The sequence below is a fragment of the Thiothrix subterranea genome (assembly GCF_016772315.1).
In the GTDB taxonomy this organism is placed as follows: Bacteria; Pseudomonadota; Gammaproteobacteria; order Thiotrichales; family Thiotrichaceae; genus Thiothrix; species Thiothrix subterranea.
Map to the genome: position 1 here is coordinate 2,978,100 of NZ_CP053482.1, position 14,756 is coordinate 2,992,855.

A 14,756-nucleotide genomic window follows, 5' to 3' on the forward strand; every position below is an offset into this window, starting at 1 on the left:
TATTAATCACTGTAGCGTTTGTTTCAAGGTAAGCGGCAGGTATGTTAACCCCGAAAATATTGGGGTATGAAAGCCCGCTACTTCAAATTCTAACGCATTATCCCACCAATGTTCACAATGTTCCAAGTGATCCATGTCTTTGTGTAATGCCAACGTCACAGTGTATTTGCCAATACCTAAATTCATGGGAAAACTTAGTTCTAGCTGGGTTTGTTGCCCTGCTGGAAAATTTAGGGGTAATTCATGTTCCAGTAACGCAGTATTAGTACCAAAAATATCTTGCCCAAAGCGGTCTCTAATAAGAATCCCTAATTCCAAATCTTCAATTTCCTGTTGCGCGATGACTTGGATACACAAGTACGCTTGTTCTCCGGCACTGAATGACTCTGTTTTGACAATTCCATTGTGTAACCATGCCGAAGTCATTTGAACATTTTTAAGACCGTATCCGGTTTTATCGGTTGGCGTGCTGGCATTTTCTGTGGCTTCTAAGCGAGCAATAACTTGATAATAGTAATTGACGGCAGCTTCAGGTGTTCCCTCGAACACTTTTTGACCTTTGTCTAATACGATGGCACGGTTACACAATAACTTAACCGAAGTCAAATCGTGCGATACAAACAGCAAACTTCCACCTTGAGCTTGAAAAGCGCGGATTTTGCGTAAGCACTTTTGTTGGAAGCGGGCATCTCCCACGGATAGCGCCTCGTCCACTACAAAGCAGGATGGGTCTGCATGAATAGCAATCGCGAACCCTAGGCGCATCAACATTCCTGAGGAATACGTGCGCATAGGCTCATGAATGTAATCACCCAGTTCGGCAAATTCGACAATGGTGGCTCGGCGCATTTCAATTTCAGCAGCACTCATGCCTAGTAATCGGGCATTTACACTGATATTGTCCATACCGGAGAGTTCATGGTCGAAACCTGTGCCTAATTCCAACAGCCCAGTGACTCTACCTTGGCGTTCAATAACACCTGCATCAGGTAACAATACGCCGGTGATAAGTTTTAATAATGTTGATTTGCCTGCACCATTTTGACCAATTAAAGCTAACGATTCTCCAGCCGATAAGGTTAGGTCGATATTGTTAACGGCACAATAATCACGATGTCGCAGCCCACCTAATAAGCGCTCTTTGAGACGGTCTAATGGCGAGTGATACAGTGAAAAAGATTTTTTTAATCCTCGGATAGCTAATAGCTGCAAATTTATTCCTCACAATAAATCACGGACATCCTTTTCCAAGCGTTTTTGCAAGTGACGAGCAAAAAACGCCATAATGACACCCGTGCTGAATAGTAGTACTAATAAAGCTAAATCGGGAGCTTGTCCGTGTAATATAATTTTATGCATATTGCTGACGCTCCAATAAAATGGATTAAACATCAGCCATTCTGCAACCCAAGTAGGAAGAATAGAATCCACATAAACAATAGGTGTCATCCAAAATGCTAATTGTAATAGGATGCTAATAAAATTCCTCAAATCAGGCATGAATACAGATAAAATTCCTAAAATCAAACCTAAGTTATAGGTAAAAAATACACTTAATAATACAATGACAGGCAGCCACAACCAATAAAGTGTAGGGCTGTAATGTATAGATATTAAAAATATCCCGAAAAAAGTACCAGCAATTAAAAATATGACTAATTCAACAAGTGGAACATAGAGTGGCATTAATACCAAGCTTATGGGGACTTTTTTAATTAAACTTGCTTTTTCAGCGTATATATTTGTTAGGCGTTGTAAAATTCCCGCCATTAAATTCCACAATAAAATACCACTGATCAGGTAAATGCTATAAGCGTAAGGTGAGTCAAATTGTTGCAGACGGGCGTTCATTAGGTGTGAAAAAACTAATGTAAAAATAAGTATATAACTTAATGGTTGTAAAAATAGCCATGAGCCACCCAATAAACGATTGCGAAATTGATCACGTAGTTCCCACTTGGCAAACAGCAGGATTTTAATACCCTGCTGTTTCCAATATTCTTTACGTTCTATTGAAATATCAAGCTTCATTAAAGCTACGTGCCAACATATCGGTGAAGGGTTTCAGTAAATAATCCAATAGGGTGCGTTCTCCGGTAAGAATCATTACTTCAACTGGCATTCCAGAAACCAATTCCAATTGCTCTTTATCCAACAACGATAAACTTTCAGGTTTTAGCGATAAAGAAGTTTTGTAGTAAGACATTTTAGTGCTTGGATCGGTTAAGGTGTCGGCTGAAACGTCCTCTACCTTAGCATAGATCACGGGGAAATAACGAGCATTATCGAATACCGATAAGCGTATTTCGGCATCCAACCCCGGAGAAATGACATCAATGTGTGCAGGCTCGACTTCAGCGATAATCTTGAAATCCTGTCCATTCGGGACTATTTCCATAATAGGTGCGCCAGCTTGCAGTACAGCACCTACGGTGACAACTTCAAAACCTTTGACTTTCCCATCTACCGGCGCTTTGATCACGATGCGTGCTAATTTATCAAGAACAGCGACTTGTTGTGAATGCAGTTGTGTACGGCGAGCTTGTAATTCACTGAGTTGGGTGCTGACTTCTTTTAGGTATTCTTCGCGGTTCAAGACGACTTGATGCCCTGTTTCGGTCATACCTTCCCGAATTCGCGCAATTTCAGCTTTTGAGCGTGCAACTTCGGCTTTTGTTGATGCCATATCGCCTTCCAGTTGAGTGGACTCACGTTCTTTTTCGCGCAGTTCAATGTCGGAAATTAGGCGCTGATTAAATAAACCTTGTAAGCGCCCTATGTCTTGATCCAAAGAATTGCGTCTTTTTACTAAGGTGTCAAAGCGTGCCTCTAAGCCGGCGATTTGCTGTTGCAAACCGATGATTTGCTCTTGTGCTTGCGGTTGACGTTGTTTGAGTGCATTTTGACCCGAAACTTGGGCTTGTTGCCGTGCTTCAAACAATTTTTCTTGGGTTTTGATAATGTCAGTCGGTATGGTCTTCAGGTGTGCCGTCGTCCACTGCAACGGAACGCCGTCGCGTTCTGCTCGTAAACGTTCTAAACTCGCCTCGACTTCCCATAACTGCCCTTCGGTGCTGTCTAATTGTGCTTTTAATTGAACATCATCTAATTCCAATAAAACCGTGCCAGCGGTTACGATGTCCCCATCACGCACGTGAATTTTATTGACGATGCCGCCGTCCATGTGTTGTACGACTTTATTTTGCGAAGCCACGACAGTGCGTCCCATGCTGACCACTGCTTGATCCAACGGAGCAAAGGCTGACCATAAAAAGAAAGCGCCGAACATCAATACCAATACCGCTATCCCAAAGATACGGTAAGGGCCATCATCTTTTTTTAGTGTGATACTGCTTGAGCTACCTTCCGCAGCAATCAATGTACCTTCTTGTATAACGTTCCCTAGTGCGACTGAACTACTCATGATAATTACCTTAACCCTTACTTCCGGCTGTAATGGATGACACAACAGCTACTCTAGGTTGTTGTTGTGAACGTGCTTGAGCAGCAGCGACTGCTTGTTGATTTTGTGCGGCTAATTGCTGCAATACGTTGTCGCGTTCCCCAAATAAGCGTACTTGTCCTTCTACCAACAACAGTACCTTGTCAGCTATTTCTAAAATACTACGGCGATGTGTCACTAGAATTAGCGTTGTGCCTTGTGACTTGAGTTGTTTACACGCATTGACTAAGGCTAATTCCCCTGCATCATCCAGGCTTGCATTGGGTTCATCTAAAATCACGACGCTAGGTTTGCCGTAAATGGCTCGTGCTAACCCGACCCGTTGCCGCTGCCCACCAGAGAGGGTTGCTCCACCAGGACCGATCAGGGTGTCATAACCCTCTGGCAAGCGACGGATCATTTCATCAACACCCGCCATACGAGCAGCATCCATGACTTTCTCTGATTCTATTTTGTTAAATCGCGCAATATTTTGGGCAATCGTACCCTCAAAAAGTTCAACGTCTTGGGGTAAATAGCCAATATGAGAGCCAAGTTCATCACGATTCCAATGCCCAATTTCAGCACCATCTAATCGGACTTTGCCTGCGGCTAATGGCCAGATGCCGAGTAAGGCACGTAGCAGTGACGATTTTCCAGAAGCACTAGGCCCCAATACCAATAAGGCATCTCCAGGTGCGATGTCAAAGCTAACACTTCTCAAAATGGGTTGCTGTGAACCGGGAGGAATAAGGGTGACGGATTCAACCCGTAAATCGCCTTTAGGCGCTGGCAAAGACATTCTGCGATCGTTATCAGGGATGCCTTGCAGCAACTCTTCTAGGCGTGCATAAGCCATGCGAGCTGAATTAAATTGTTTCCATGCGCCAATCATTTGGTCAATCGGGCCTAAAGCACGCCCCATCAGGATAGAGCCAGCAATGATCATACCGGCAGTAATTTCATTATTGATGGCTAGGTATCCGCCTAAACCCAGCATTAATGATTGAAACATGATGCGCAAGGTTTTACTAAAGTTCATCCAAATGCCTGCTTTGTCAGAAGCATCGGATTGTGCTTGTAAAAAAGCTAAATGTTGACGCAACCAATGTTCACGCATGGCAGATTCCATGCCCATGGCGTGTAATACTTCGGCATTGCGTAACTGCGCACTCATCGCACTGGTGGATTGAATATTTCGGTTATTAGCATCTTTCATGAGATCGCGGGTAGAAACCTCATTCATGATGGCGAGTCCAATCAAAATAGCCGCCGCAAATAGAGCGAAAACACCGAACATCGGGTGAAATACAAATAGAATAGCAAAGTAAATTGGAATCCAAGGTGCATCAAAAAAGGCGAAGGGGCCATTTCCTGTCATAAACTGACGCATACTTGTCAGATCATTCAGTGGTTGCGAAGATGCCCGACCCGGCTGACGAAGCGCCATTTTAGTCATGGCGCTATACAGGCGAGAATTTAAGCGATCATCCAGTTGCGAACCAATTCTGACCAGCATCCGTGATCGCGCATATTCCAGTAACCCCATTGTAATGAATAGCCAAACCACGATTAACGTAATCATTAGCAAGGTTTCTAGGCTGCGGCTCGCCATGACACGATCGTATACTTGCAACATGTAAAACGGCGGGACAAGCATGAGTAGGTTAATGAAAAGACTGAAAAAACCTACATAAAGAAAGCTTCCGCGAAAGCTATCCAAAACCCCCTTCAGTTCTGACTTGTCGTCATTGACCCTTCTGCTTTTCGCATTCATATATTATTCACCCGATAAAAATTTGAGTGGTAAAATTAACGCAATGGAGGGCTATTCAGCAAGGTCAAAGCCTGCTTTTGTGTGACAAATGTCACATAAAGTTGGGGGTGGATAAACTGTGTAATAGCGTTATGCATTTTAAAAAAAGCCAGTGCGTACTTCGCGAGGCAAATCAAGTGAAGTACGCATTCATCCAGAACCATAGCCAGCAGTTCAACCTGAAAGCTCTGTGTTGCTTGTTGGAAATCTCCCGCAGCACCATTCACGGTGAACGCTTCGACACGCGCGGAAACATGCGGCAAACCGTGTTTGAATATATCTAAACACGTTACAACCGTAACCGCCTGTATAGTACACTCGGCTATCTCAGCCCTGTGGACTTTGAGGCTCAAGCGCTCGCATCTTGAGGTGTCGGGTTTTGGGGGGTCAGATCAATGTTATGGGGTAATGCCTGATTCTGGCCAGAATGTCTCATCCATAAAGGTTTCATATGTCCACGGGCAGTTTTCGGGGAAATGACTGATAGGCAAACCTGTTTCACGCATTGCACCTTTTACAGCATAGCTATAAGCCCTGATTATTAATTCAGGTAGTTTGCTTTTTAGCCCCGGATTTTCCTGTAAATGCTCAAGGATGCGTTCGCGTTGTTCGATAATGGTAAATTTCCAACTATTTCCTTGATAAGCAGGTTGGTACTGCCATTTGAGCAGGTGCATGAGCAGGGTTTCCAAAAAGGATTGTAGGACACGCTTTTCGGATTTACTCATGTCTTCGATTTCCTCGATGATGTGTTCCCAGTCCACTTGGTCAAATTTACGTTCGCGCAGGAGTTGTGATTGTTGTAATGACCATGTGTAGAGGTCTTGGTCGTAGGTGGCTTGGTTCATGGTGGTGATACCTGTGAGTGTTGCCGATGTTACGATTATATACCCCACGAAACATCATCTGCGAGTAAATGATTAAGCGCTACCGCTAAAATTAGTGAGTCACCCCTTCGGGGGGGATGCGGTGCACAGACCGCTCAGTACGTAAGGCGATCAAGTCATCTTGATTGAACAGGGCAGGGCGTGGGCCGACAAAGCTCATGTCGCCTTTGAGGATGCTCCACAGTTGTGGGATTTCATCAAGGCTGGTTTTACGCAGGAAACCGCCGATCGGGGTCAGGCAAGCCTTGGGGTCTTTCAGTAAGTGTGTTGCTACAGCCGGGGTATCAGTACGCATACTGCGGAATTTAGGCATTTTGAAGATACGGTTGTTTTCACCCACACGATCCGACCAGTACAGAACAGGGCCGGGCGAGGTGAGGCGGACTAGCAATGCCACGATTAGCCCCGGTATTAGCAACACAGCGGTAGCCAGGCAGTGCTAATGCCAGATCGGATTGGCGTTTGAAGCTTGGATGTAAGTTCATAATGATTCCCCTGTTAAGCCCAGCAATAAACTGACTGTCATTATATAAGCTGGGTTAATTGATGGTTGTGATGGGTATCACATGGGAAGTGGAAATGTGCTGTTATCGGGTAAGTCATGGGTGACGGTTGCCCCCGCTGCGATGGTGACGTGATTGCCGATGGTGATATAGGGCAAAATCACCGCACCTGCACCAACGAGGCACTGTGTGCAGAGGCGTACTCCGCCACCGATGACGGCACATTGGGCGATGTGGCAAAAGTCACCGATGAGGGTATCGTGTTCGACCACGCTGTTGTGGTTGAGGATGCAGCCTGCACCGATAACGGCATCAGGGTCGGTGATGCTGCCAGCGGTGAGAAAATTGCCCGTGCCAATGGTTGTGCTTGGGTAGCAGGTGGCACGGGGGTGAACGGCGGTTGCGGCGCTGATATCGCGCTGTTGCCATGCGGTTTGCAAGGCGTGGCGGATGCGGTTATTGCCGATGGCGAAGTGGATGGTGTAGGTGGCTGAATCCTGTATGTCAGCGGGAGTGAGGATGGGCAAGCCGCAGCGCTGTTCGTGAGTGAGCTTATCATCCAAAAACGCGGTGATGGTTTTGCCCATGCTGGCAAGGGTGTGAAACACGACTTTGCCGTGTCCGCCTGCACCGTAGATGTAGCAGTGAGTCATGATGGCTTCAGGTGGTTTTCCATGACAAATCCAGTTTACGGTGCTGGGTGACACAATCCCGCAAATAGAGGTTAATGAGTGTTTGGTAGGGGATGCCGGTTTCTTCGGTCATGGCTTTGAAGTATTCCACGGCATCGTTATCCAAGCGGATGGTGACCGGTTGTTTTAAATGTTTGATGTAGGGGTTGCGTTTCCCCTGCATAGTGGTGAAGTCGTAATGTTCTCTCATGGTCGGTTGCTCCAATAAGCTGCTTGTTCAGAAGCGTCAAGCTTGAGCCGTTCAGCATAGGGCTACATCGACGCTGACGGAGAATACCGCTGCGCAAGTCGCGGGTTTTGCTGATGTCGACTTACAGGTTGCCGCAGAGGCGTTGGGCGCTGGGGCGTTTCCGTGATTGCAGGCTGGAGACGGTTTGCAAAGGAATCCACAGCAAGTATGCATTTGGTTGTGGATTCCTTTGCTTAGGGTTGTTTGGTTGTTGTTTGGTTGCTTAAAATATGGTGTCAATGCGCGTACCTACGCAGTAGGCGTTAATCTTTTTGGTATTATCAATGTAAATTGTCACTTGTTTATTTAATGATGCAGCTAATAATGCGCTGGCATAATGGCGATTGCCATCACCCGCAGGAGTAGTAACTGCCTTGCAATCTAAGGATACCCAAGGAGTGGTCGGGCAAGTGTTACCGATTGATACATCGAGTTGCACCATACAGCCTCCGAATTTGCTTGAATCTGATAATATTCGAGTGATCTTTCCTGTTTTTTGAAATGTTAATGCATTAGCTTGACTGGTCGCCATTACTACGATGGTGGTAAGCAATATTGTGAAGAATTTAGGTTTCATGTTGGTTTCCTGAATTTGCGTGGTTGGTAAATATTCGAGGGTTATTCCCCGCGTTGTCCGGTTTCTCGTTGGCGATATTGCGCTTCGAGTTCCGCGACTTCGGGAGTGATGGCAGCGTCTGGGGAGAAATCAATCTCATCAAGTGAATAGCGTGGCGTTTCCCCCGCGCGGTATTGTCTTTCGAGTTCGGCGGTTTCCGGTGTAACCGGAGCATTAGGCGTGGTGTCGATGTCATCAATTGTGAGTATTGGTATTTCCCCTGCGCGGTATTGCCTTTCAAGCTCGGCGACCTCTGGTGTGACAGCCGCATCGGGGGAGAAATCAACTTCATCGGATGCGCTTATTGGCAGTTTGCCTTCGCGGTATTGTTGTTCTAATGCTAAGACCTCGGCTGATACTACGTTAAAGTCATGATCTATCGCCATTTCTGTTGGGTTTATTGGCGCTGGTGCATTGATTTTATCGGGTGTGGGTAGACTTATGCGTTCTGCGCTCACCGCCGTCGTATCCGGCTCTATGGCTTGGACTGTCAGAGGAGCGGTGGTATCGTACAATTGATGTGATGGCGATCCAGCAGGTGCAGAATCCCATAAGCTAGGGGATGCAAACAGGTAGTAACTGAAAGCCGTGCTAACAACGAGTGCAGTGACTAAAAAACGTGTATTGCGCTGCATTTACCCTGTACCCCTTAGATTAATCAATTAAGTAACGCTAACTTGCATTAAGTGGATAACCATTGACATAGCATCCATGCCAATTAGTTATTTTTATATCACTGGGTCTTGCTATTTTCTGTGATGATCATCACATTGATTTGGTTTAGCTGAAAAATGCTGAAAATTTTTGAATTATCGAGCGTGTCATTGCTGCGTTTAAGTCTTAGGTTGATTGAACAGATGCAGGTTTGGCTGACTGTTTTCCGATTGCGTCGTGGGCGATAATTGCCACCATTGCTGGGCAATAGTGCTATAAATGCCGCGAAAATCCGTGGTGAAAACAGGGTCTCCCCGATCATCTAATTGATCCAGGGCTTGATAAGTGCCGTAAAACCCACCTTTGACTGTTCCGCCCAACATCAATTGTGGGGCTGCGGTGCCATGATCAGTGCCACCACTAGCATTTTCTTGCAAGCGCCGCCCGAACTCGGAATAGGTCATGATCAGGGTATTATCCCATTGATGGCTGGCTTTCAAATTATCAACCAAAATCGTGAGGCTTTCAGCCAATGTCTTGAGCAGATTGGCATGACGGGGCCGTTGGTTGGCATGGGTGTCAAACCCAGTCAGCGATACTTTATAGGTGGGTATATTGAGTCCGGCACTCATCAAGCCATAAACCGATTCCAGACTTTTGCCGAAGCGGTGGGTTGGGAAGGCTATTGTTGGCGCGGGTGCGGTGTTAATTTTGCTGAGAAAGCGCTGAGCAAGTGTATCGACGCTGTTTTGCACTTCCAATACGTGCTGTAATGCGGGGTTGATAGCGCTCTCTGCTTTGATTCCTTCTAGCTTTTTACCCAAACGGGCGAATTGTTTGGGGTTGACTAAACCGATGGTGGAAAGATCGCTACTGTATAAGGGGCCAAGAGAACAATCGACTGCGACCCCTTTTAAACCTTCCGTGGTGAGCGTTTTGGCTACCCAGCCTGTGCTGACTTCAGTGTCTTCGGTGTTGGCGCTATCCCAAATATCCATTGCACGGAAATGGGAGCGTATGGGGTTGGCATAACCCACACCTTGAATCCATGCCATGTCTCCGGCTTCCCACAATGGTTGTAGCGGGGTGAGAGCAGGGTGCATTCCGACTTTTTTATCGAGGGTGATGATTTCTTTTTGTGGGATAGCCAGCTTAGGGCGATGTTGGTAATACAACTCATCGGCATACGGAATCAGGGTGTTCAAGCCATCGTTACCGCCTTTCAACTCGACCAGTATCAGGGTTTTGGTGGCTTGTGTGGCTGACTTGGGTGTTTCTGCCCATAATCGTGGGGTAAACAGTCCGCAACCGACAAGCCCGCTTAACTGGAGAAAGGTTCTACGATCCATCATGCTACCTCAATTGGTAAACCGGGTCTTTAAGCAAAGCTAGGAATTGCTCATCGGTTGTTTGTTTGGCGATACCTGGTTTGCTCGGAAAATAGGGCAAGAGCCATTCGGCAAGTTCACGCGACTGATTCAGTTTGCTCACCAGGCTGGTGGGTTGGAGTAACTTTTCTTCATATTCAGTGGCGATATTGTCGATAAAGTCGTGACGTAAAACCAGTGTGGTGTTATCCAGCCAAGCATTGCCGCCGCGCCAACCTTTTACATCAGGGGGGAGAATAATTCCTGCCCTAGTTGTTTGTTGATGCGGGCGAGTTTGGGATACGCGGAAAACTCATCCAGTTGCAACTCGCGTAATAATCCAATGGTGAATTCAACGGGGGATTTGATCAGTGTGGCACGGTTTTCTTGCGCCCAAAAAACATCGCTTTGGATGACACGGGCAAGGAGTGCGGAGATTTGGTAGCCGCTTTCCCGGAAGGTTTTTCCCCATTCTGCGATAATGCCTTTGTGGGGGGGGCCGGGGTTGATGAACTCGTGCCAGAATTTTTCGGCGATAAAGTCGGCGGTTCTGGGGGTGTCTAACAGGATGTTGATGATGTCGGTAGCATCAAAATTGCCTGTTTTGCCTAAAAAGGTTTTTTTGCCGGTGTCATGCAGCTTTTTTTGGAAAACGACTTCGTTCTCTTTGGGTAAAAAACGCCAACCTGTGAACGCACGAGCAGCCTGGATAATGTCTTGTTCGGTGTAATGCCCTTCGCCTAGCGTGAATAACTCCAGCAGTTCGCGGGCGAAATTTTCATTGGGTTGCGCTGCTTTGCTCTTGTTGCCATCCAGATAGAGCAACATGGCGGGGTCTTTGTGAATGGCGTGTAGTAACTTGCTAAAGTCATCCAAAGCGTGTTTGCGGAATAACTGGTTTTGACGGTACAGGAGTTGGGGCTGGCGTAATTTGCGTAGCTCAGAGGTGAAGTGATTGTGCCAAAACAACACCATGCGTTCGCGTTGCGGGTGTGTGGTGAGGTGAAGCTGTTTCAGCCACCAAGCCACGAGAGTGTTGGCATCTTTTCTCAGTATACGATTGCGGACTTGTTTCTGTTCTTTGGTTTTGGAGGGAAGTGCCTGTATCTCTTCCCATGAAGTGATGTCTGGTATTTCCGGTATCTTAATGGGAGCGCTAGTTTGAGCCGCCGCTAATGCGGCGATGTCTTTGCCGATGAGGGTACTTGCATAAGTATAGTCAACACCTAAACGTAAACGTGTGCTGAAGTGACGAGCATCGTATAGGCTGTTAATTTTCATTTTATAAAATGCCTTGTTTAATCTTCTTCGTCGAGTCTAGCACCTTCTGGGGGCTGGATGACAAATAGATTTTTATGATCTATCTGAAGCAGAAGACTTGATAGGACTTTAGTGGGTCACACCTTCGCTGCGTATGACTTTGAGCGCGGTCAGCCAGATGATTTTCAGGTCAAACCAGAAGGATTGGCGTTGCAGGTATTCGGCATCCAAGGCGACTTTTTGTGGAATAGGCAATTCATCACGCCCGTTGATTTGCGCCCAACCCGTCAAACCGGGAGGGATGCGGTGCACAGACCGCTCGGTACGTAATGCGATCAAGTCCTCTTGATTGAACAGCGCAGGGCGTGGACCGACAAAGCTCATGTCGCCTTTGAGAATGCTCCACAGTTGTGGAATTTCATCAAGGCTGGTTTTACGCAGGAAACCACCGATCGGCGTCAGGCAAGCTTTGGGGTCTTTCAGCAGGTGCGTGGCGACAGCGGGGGTGTCGGTACGCATACTGCGGAATTTGGGCATTTTGAAGATGCGATTGTTTTCACCCACACGATCAGACCAGTACAGAATAGGGCCGGGTGAGGTCAAGCGGACTAGCAATGCCACGATTAACCCCGGTATTAGCAATATGGCGGTAGCCAGCAATGCTAATACCAGATCGGATTGGCGTTTGAAGCTTGGATGTAAGTTCATGATGATTCTCCTGTTAAGCCCAGCAGTAAACTGCCTGTTGTTATATAAGCTGGGTTAATTGATGGCTGTGATGGGTATCACATTGGGGGTGGAAACGTGCTGTTATCGGGTAAATCATGGGTGACGGTTGCACCTGCTGCGATGGTGACGTGATTGCCGATGGTGAGATACGGCAGGATCACTGCGCCTGTACCAACGAGGCATTGTGTGCCGAGGCGTACTCCGCCGCCGAGCACGGCGCACTGGGCAATGTGGCAAAAGTCACCGATGAGGGTATCGTGTTCGACCACGCTGTTGTGGTTGAGGATGCAGCCTGCACCGATAACGGCATCTGGGCCGGTGATGCTGCCAGCGGTGAGCAAACTGCCTGTGCCAATGGTTGTGCTTGGGTAGCAGGTGGCGCGAGGGTGAATGGCGGTTGCGGCGCTGATGCCGCGCTGTTGCCATGCGGTTTGCAAGGCGTGGCGGATGCGGTTATTGCCGATGGCGAAGTGGATGGTGTAGGGGGCTGAACTCTGTATGTCAGCAGGAGCGAGGATGGGCAAGCCGCAGCGCTGTTCGTGAGTGAGCTTATCATCCAAAAACGCGGTGATGGTTTTGCCCATGCTGATAAAGGTATGAAACACGACTTTGCCGTGTCCGCCTGCACCGTAGATGTAGAGTGTCATAGCGCGATGCAGATGACGCGGGGAATTAGGCTACCTTATCCATTGTTGTCAGCAGCAAGCTCAATTCCCTTTGAACGTAGTCGGCGATGAATTTCTTCCGTTGCCTTAGTGCGTCGATTTCTGATTTCGTCAGCCGTCTTGAAACCAATGAGATACTGGGCTTCGTTGGCAGTGAGGGCGTGGGGGCAGATGTGGAACAGATTGATGATTTCATTAGGGTATCTCCGCTCAAGTTTGCCAATGATTGTTTTATCGGGTGCAAGGCGTTTCAAACGTCCGGCATTAACTAACACTATTATAGCGGCAACTATGCCGCTATGTCGTTGAATATGATTCGCGAGTTCGGCTAAGGTTCCGCCCATATTAGTGACATCATCCACTAACACATAAGGTCGTTGTGACATCACCTTGCCTTCAAATTCAGGGCGCATCGTCAGCCGTTCCATTGGATCAGCACCTGTATGAAATACGCGAGTTACTTGTACTATACCGTTGTCCAGCTCCCCGCCCAAAATAGACTGGCAAAAGGTGGCTAATACTTGGGGAATGGCGTTGTCACCGCCGGACTCTCTGGCGAAGGGAGCGACGAATATTGCGTCTCTGGGCAGTTTTCCTTTGATACCAATCAGAAATGGCAGTGCTAACTCTTTGAGCAATATAAATGCAGCTTGTTCATCACCTGCTTTAGCGGATTGATAACAATTGTGTTTCTTTAGATCGGTGTCATGCTCGAATAAGCTGAAAGGCTCGCTCGCACTGATGGGAATGCCGTATTCACGAAGTGATGTTGAGGTGGGAGGCATGGTGTTGTTTGCTAGTGGATAACATGCCGTGAGTGTAGCACAGTTTAACGCTGGCTTTGCAGGTAGGCTTGGGCGGTTTGGCGCAGGGCTTCATCGACGCTGACGGGTGGTGTCCAGCCGAGCAGGTCGCGGGTTTTGCTGATGTCGACTTGCAGGTTGCCGCAGAGGCGTTGGGCGATGGCGCGTTTGCCCACTAGGGTTAGGGCGGTTTCTAGCCAGCTTTGGGGGATGGGGAGTAAGCGGGCGGGTTTGCCTAAGGCGCGGCTGAGGCGTTGCAGGAGTTGGGTTTCTGTCAGTTCACACGCGATTTTTTCGTTCTTTTTGGATTGTTTGGCTCAAATTGCCTTTGAGGTCGGCGTGTTGTGCAATCGCAATAATTCATTGATCCGCAGGGCAATCTCTAGTTTGGCTTGCCGCAATAATTTGATTTCGGATGCGGTCAACATTCGGGGTGTTGAGCAGGTAACGTGCTTCAGACTCTGTAAGGCAGTCAAGCCCGAAGCCGAAGCGTTGTTGCCACCAGTGTTCAAGTATGTTTCCATGTTTTTGCCTCAGTTGTTCCAGTGTGGATAGGGTTAAGGTTATGTTTGAGGAATGAGGCTTGCCTGTCAAGACAGTTGCGCCTAATACCGTGCCACCACCCTGTATGATATGTGCGCGTAAGTTGGCTAATGTGCCGCCTTGTCCAATGAAATCATCTACCAGCAGGTAGGGGCAGCCGTTGATAATGTCACCATCAAAGGTTGCTTGTCGTGCCAAGCGGGAAAAGCCATCTGCTCCGGTATGCCCAACGATATTGGTTTGAATAATGGCGGTGTCAGCCATCCAATCTAATTGCTGGGCAAGCATATCGGCGAGTGCTTCAGGTATGGCGTTTACACCTGAGCCTTCTACGGCATGGGCGGATACCAGCATGGGTTTGTGTGTGGCGAACCGAGTGGCTAATTGTCCAATAATAGTGGAGTTTAATTGAGCGTTTACTAGCTGGTAAGCAGCGTCAGGGTCGCCAGATTTTGCTGCACGGTAGGCAGGGTGTTGTTTGACTGACGATTCATTGGCATGAATCCAGATGGGTGGAAAATTATCCCAAGGGTAACGCTTTATCATCCGA

General features: G+C 47.5%; 17 protein-coding genes and 1 pseudogene. 1 reads left to right on the forward strand and 17 read right to left on the reverse strand.

Features of this window, described 5'->3' with window-relative positions:
- Positions 1-6: 6 nt before the first annotated feature.
- The 4 genes from HMY34_RS14715 to HMY34_RS14730 are packed head-to-tail and all read right to left on the reverse strand — an operon-like array spanning position 7 to position 5,219.
- A complete protein-coding gene (locus HMY34_RS14715; protein ID WP_202716204.1) occupies positions 7-1,212 on the reverse strand; it encodes an ABC transporter ATP-binding protein in 1,206 nt (401 codons plus the stop codon).
- A gap of 9 nt (positions 1,213-1,221) precedes the next feature.
- Complete coding sequence (locus tag HMY34_RS14720; RefSeq protein WP_202716205.1) at positions 1,222-2,031, reverse strand: ABC transporter permease; 810 nt, start codon at positions 2,029-2,031, stop codon at positions 1,222-1,224.
- Positions 2,021-3,424: an HlyD family type I secretion periplasmic adaptor subunit gene (locus HMY34_RS14725; protein ID WP_202716206.1), complete on the reverse strand. Its 1,404-nt coding sequence runs from the start codon at positions 3,422-3,424 to the stop codon at positions 2,021-2,023. The genes HMY34_RS14720 and HMY34_RS14725 overlap by 11 nt, the downstream gene beginning before the upstream one ends.
- 10 nt (positions 3,425-3,434) lie before the next feature.
- Positions 3,435-5,219 (reverse strand): type I secretion system permease/ATPase, encoded by a 1,785-nt coding sequence (locus HMY34_RS14730; RefSeq protein WP_202716207.1) that lies wholly within the window; start codon positions 5,217-5,219, stop codon positions 3,435-3,437.
- Between the two features lie 260 nt (positions 5,220-5,479).
- Between HMY34_RS14730 and HMY34_RS20260 the strand changes: the two are divergent.
- Positions 5,480-5,626, forward strand: a pseudogene (locus tag HMY34_RS20260) (IS3 family transposase); the annotation flags it as partial.
- A 30-nt stretch (positions 5,627-5,656) separates the two neighbouring features.
- Here the strand turns inward: HMY34_RS20260 and HMY34_RS14740 are convergent.
- The 13 genes from HMY34_RS14740 to HMY34_RS14800 all read right to left on the reverse strand — a co-directional run bounded on the left by HMY34_RS14740 (position 5,657) and on the right by HMY34_RS14800 (position 14,752).
- Positions 5,657-6,106 (reverse strand): DUF29 domain-containing protein, encoded by a 450-nt coding sequence (locus HMY34_RS14740; protein WP_202716209.1) that lies wholly within the window; start codon positions 6,104-6,106, stop codon positions 5,657-5,659.
- Between the two features lie 91 nt (positions 6,107-6,197).
- Positions 6,198-6,542: a sugar transferase gene (locus tag HMY34_RS14745; RefSeq protein WP_266096936.1), complete on the reverse strand. Its 345-nt coding sequence runs from the start codon at positions 6,540-6,542 to the stop codon at positions 6,198-6,200.
- Positions 6,543-6,707: 165 nt separating this feature from the next.
- A complete protein-coding gene (locus HMY34_RS14750) occupies positions 6,708-7,301 on the reverse strand; it encodes a NeuD/PglB/VioB family sugar acetyltransferase (protein WP_202716210.1) in 594 nt (197 codons plus the stop codon).
- A gap of 7 nt (positions 7,302-7,308) precedes the next feature.
- On the reverse strand, positions 7,309-7,530 hold the full coding sequence (locus HMY34_RS14755; RefSeq protein WP_202716211.1) for a BrnA antitoxin family protein: 222 nt from the start codon (positions 7,528-7,530) through the stop codon (positions 7,309-7,311).
- Positions 7,531-7,792: 262 nt separating this feature from the next.
- Entirely contained in the window at positions 7,793-8,146 is a 354-nt protein-coding gene (locus tag HMY34_RS14760; protein WP_202716212.1) for a hypothetical protein, read from the reverse strand.
- A 41-nt stretch (positions 8,147-8,187) separates the two neighbouring features.
- A complete protein-coding gene (locus tag HMY34_RS14765) occupies positions 8,188-8,820 on the reverse strand; it encodes a hypothetical protein (RefSeq protein WP_202716213.1) in 633 nt (210 codons plus the stop codon).
- A gap of 198 nt (positions 8,821-9,018) precedes the next feature.
- Positions 9,019-10,191: a DUF1501 domain-containing protein gene (locus HMY34_RS14770; RefSeq protein WP_202716214.1), complete on the reverse strand. Its 1,173-nt coding sequence runs from the start codon at positions 10,189-10,191 to the stop codon at positions 9,019-9,021.
- Positions 10,192-10,446: 255 nt separating this feature from the next.
- Positions 10,447-11,487 (reverse strand): DUF1800 domain-containing protein, encoded by a 1,041-nt coding sequence (locus HMY34_RS14775; RefSeq protein WP_202716215.1) that lies wholly within the window; start codon positions 11,485-11,487, stop codon positions 10,447-10,449.
- Positions 11,488-11,595: 108 nt separating this feature from the next.
- Positions 11,596-12,174 carry a sugar transferase gene (locus tag HMY34_RS14780; protein WP_202716216.1) on the reverse strand — a complete coding sequence of 193 codons (579 nt, stop codon included), beginning with the start codon at positions 12,172-12,174 and terminating at the stop codon, positions 11,596-11,598.
- Positions 12,175-12,251: 77 nt separating this feature from the next.
- On the reverse strand, positions 12,252-12,842 hold the full coding sequence (locus tag HMY34_RS14785) for an acetyltransferase (RefSeq protein ID WP_202716217.1): 591 nt from the start codon (positions 12,840-12,842) through the stop codon (positions 12,252-12,254).
- A gap of 35 nt (positions 12,843-12,877) precedes the next feature.
- The gene (locus HMY34_RS14790; RefSeq protein WP_202716218.1) at positions 12,878-13,645 is read right to left on the reverse strand and encodes a type I phosphoribosyltransferase; all 768 of its coding nucleotides are present in this window, start codon (positions 13,643-13,645) and stop codon (positions 12,878-12,880) included.
- 44 nt (positions 13,646-13,689) lie between these two features.
- Positions 13,690-13,839 (reverse strand): hypothetical protein, encoded by a 150-nt coding sequence (locus HMY34_RS14795; protein ID WP_202716219.1) that lies wholly within the window; start codon positions 13,837-13,839, stop codon positions 13,690-13,692.
- Positions 13,840-14,023: 184 nt separating this feature from the next.
- The gene (locus HMY34_RS14800; RefSeq protein ID WP_202716220.1) at positions 14,024-14,752 is read right to left on the reverse strand and encodes a phosphoribosyltransferase; all 729 of its coding nucleotides are present in this window, start codon (positions 14,750-14,752) and stop codon (positions 14,024-14,026) included.
- Positions 14,753-14,756: the final 4 nt, after the last annotated feature.

What these genes read in the sequence shown, in the direction of transcription:
- HMY34_RS14720 (WP_202716205.1), bottom strand. Translation starts at nt 2,031, where the DNA reads ATGAAGCTTGATATTTCAATAGAACGTAAAGAATATTGGAAACAGCAG.
- HMY34_RS14725 (WP_202716206.1), bottom strand. Translation starts at nt 3,424, where the DNA reads ATGAGTAGTTCAGTCGCACTAGGGAACGTTATACAAGAAGGTACATTG.
- HMY34_RS14730 (WP_202716207.1), bottom strand. Translation starts at nt 5,219, where the DNA reads ATGAATGCGAAAAGCAGAAGGGTCAATGACGACAAGTCAGAACTGAAG.
- HMY34_RS14740 (WP_202716209.1), bottom strand. Translation starts at nt 6,106, where the DNA reads ATGAACCAAGCCACCTACGACCAAGACCTCTACACATGGTCATTACAA.
- HMY34_RS14750 (WP_202716210.1), bottom strand. Translation starts at nt 7,301, where the DNA reads ATGACTCACTGCTACATCTACGGTGCAGGCGGACACGGCAAAGTCGTG.
- HMY34_RS14755 (WP_202716211.1), bottom strand. Translation starts at nt 7,530, where the DNA reads ATGAGAGAACATTACGACTTCACCACTATGCAGGGGAAACGCAACCCC.
- HMY34_RS14760 (WP_202716212.1), bottom strand. Translation starts at nt 8,146, where the DNA reads ATGAAACCTAAATTCTTCACAATATTGCTTACCACCATCGTAGTAATG.
- HMY34_RS14765 (WP_202716213.1), bottom strand. Translation starts at nt 8,820, where the DNA reads ATGCAGCGCAATACACGTTTTTTAGTCACTGCACTCGTTGTTAGCACG.
- HMY34_RS14770 (WP_202716214.1), bottom strand. Translation starts at nt 10,191, where the DNA reads ATGATGGATCGTAGAACCTTTCTCCAGTTAAGCGGGCTTGTCGGTTGC.
- HMY34_RS14775 (WP_202716215.1), bottom strand. Translation starts at nt 11,487, where the DNA reads ATGAAAATTAACAGCCTATACGATGCTCGTCACTTCAGCACACGTTTA.
- HMY34_RS14780 (WP_202716216.1), bottom strand. Translation starts at nt 12,174, where the DNA reads ATGAACTTACATCCAAGCTTCAAACGCCAATCCGATCTGGTATTAGCA.
- HMY34_RS14785 (WP_202716217.1), bottom strand. Translation starts at nt 12,842, where the DNA reads ATGACACTCTACATCTACGGTGCAGGCGGACACGGCAAAGTCGTGTTT.
- HMY34_RS14790 (WP_202716218.1), bottom strand. Translation starts at nt 13,645, where the DNA reads ATGCCTCCCACCTCAACATCACTTCGTGAATACGGCATTCCCATCAGT.
- HMY34_RS14800 (WP_202716220.1), bottom strand. Translation starts at nt 14,752, where the DNA reads ATGATAAAGCGTTACCCTTGGGATAATTTTCCACCCATCTGGATTCAT.